The organism is Burkholderia sp. Ax-1720 (assembly GCF_011753035.1).
Lineage (GTDB): Bacteria > Pseudomonadota > Gammaproteobacteria > Burkholderiales > Burkholderiaceae > Burkholderia > Burkholderia gladioli.
Genome location: NZ_VWWK01000404.1, coordinates 1 through 1710, shown reverse-complemented (window position 1 = coordinate 1710; position 1710 = coordinate 1). Strand labels below are relative to the sequence as shown.

Here is a 1710-nt window from a genome sequence, read left to right as displayed (position 1 = left end):
GAGCCAGCCGGCCAGCGCCGCCGCGTAATCGGCCGCCAGCGGCGAGGCCGGCGCGACCGGCGTCGATTCGCCGTAACCGGGCGCGTCCCAGGCCAGCACGCGACGCGAGACGCCGAGCGTGTCGAGCTGGGCCAGCCACGAGGCCGCGCCCGAGCCGATTCCGTGCAGCAGCACCACCGGCAATGCCCGCTCGCCGGCCGCCGCGCGCGCCGTCGAATCGCCGGCCCCTTCCGCTGGACCCGATTCGCGCCAGCCGATCAGCCCGGCTTCGCGAATGGCGATGCGCCGCGCCGGAAACTGCCCGAGCCGGGCGGCCAGGGCCGCGTCGGGCCCGGCCTCTGCCTCGGCCCCGCGCGGATCGATTTCGCTCATGCTGCTCATGCTGGTCCCGTGCCCGCTCAACGCTTCAGGTTCGCGAGCGGCGAATCGGGCGGATAGGTGGGCGTGATCGGCTTGGCCGCGCCGAGCATCACGCACATCAGCGCGTCCTCCTCGCCGATATTGATCTCGGTGCGATAGACGCCGGGCGGCACCGAGATCAGGTCGCGCTCGCCGAGCACGGCTTCCCAGCGCTCGCCGTCGCGCTCGCAGATCACCTTGATGCGCCCGCGCAGCACGAAGAAGATTTCCTCGACGTCGACGTGGATATGGCTCGGGCCGATATTGCCGGCCGGGATCACCATGGTCGAGAAGGTGAAGCCGCCGGCCGGCACGGTGTTCATGTCCTTGGCCACGCCGGTGCCGCCGGTGCCGACGTAGCGCATCTGCGCGCGGCGGTACTGCGGGTCGTAGTCGGCCTGGAACTTCAGCGCGTCCCAGTCGTAGCGGCGCGTGGACAGGCGCGCGACGCGCCCTTCCATCCAGTCCGCGAAGCTCGCGTCGGCGGGCTGGTCCCACGACTTGCGTTCGATATCGAGCTGCTCCATGGTGTTCTCCTAGAGACTTCAGGACCCTCGGGTCCGCAATTTTCCGAAGCGCCGGATCGACCGTTCGCGTCGATTCGGCATGCTGATGATTGAAGCGTCAATGCATCACGAAACCGCCGTTGACCGGCAGCAACTGCCCGGTCACGAAACGCGCGGCGTCCGACAGCAGGAACAGCACCGGGCCCGTCACGTCCTCGGGCCCTTGCGCGCGCGGCAGCGCGCGGCCCTGCAGGTAATAGGCATGGCGTTCGGCCGGCACATAGCGAGTCGCCTCGACCTCGGTCAGCCCTGGCGCGATCGCATTGACCGTGACCGAGGCGGCGCCGTATTCGCGCGCCAGCGCATGCGTCATGGCGATCACGGCGCCCTTGCTGGCCACGTAGGCGAGCAGCCGGGGCGCGCCCCACAGGGCCGTGTCCGAGGCGATGTTGACGATCGCGCCGCGTCCCGAGCGCGCCAGGTGCGGATAGGCCGCGTTCGAGGCCAGCCACACGCCGCGCACGTTCACGTCCATCACCGCATCCCAGGTGCCGATCTCGAGCTCGGCCGCGTCGCGGCCGCCCGAGTTGGTGATGGCCGCGTTGTTGACCAGCCCGTCGATGCCGCCCAGCGCGCCGGCCGCCTCGGCGACGAAGCGCGCCACGCTGGCCGGATCGGCCAGGTCGAGCGGGAAGAAGGACACCGCGCGGCCCGCCTCGGCATGACGCGCGGCCAGCGCCTGCCCCGCCTCGACCAGCACGTCGCCGAACGCGACGCTGGCGCCGGCCGCCGCGAGCGCGTCGAC

3 protein-coding genes are annotated in these 1710 nt (G+C 71.3%); all 3 read right to left on the bottom strand.

The window, feature by feature from the left end; translation table 11 throughout:
* Positions 1–372 (bottom strand): alpha/beta fold hydrolase (locus F3J18_RS37215; RefSeq protein WP_166917160.1); only part of this gene is annotated, 372 nt, incomplete at its 3' end.
* Positions 373–398: 26 nt separating this feature from the next.
* A complete protein-coding gene (locus F3J18_RS37210; RefSeq protein ID WP_166917158.1) occupies positions 399–926 on the bottom strand; it encodes a cupin domain-containing protein in 528 nt (175 codons plus the stop codon).
* Between the two features lie 97 nt (positions 927–1023).
* The coding region (locus F3J18_RS37205) for an SDR family oxidoreductase (protein WP_166917156.1) at positions 1024–1710 on the bottom strand (687 nt) is incomplete at its 5' end.

Coding starts and splice junctions, on each gene's coding strand:
- F3J18_RS37210 (WP_166917158.1), bottom strand. CDS start 926: ATGGAGCAGCTCGATATCGAACGCAAGTCGTGGGACCAGCCCGCCGAC.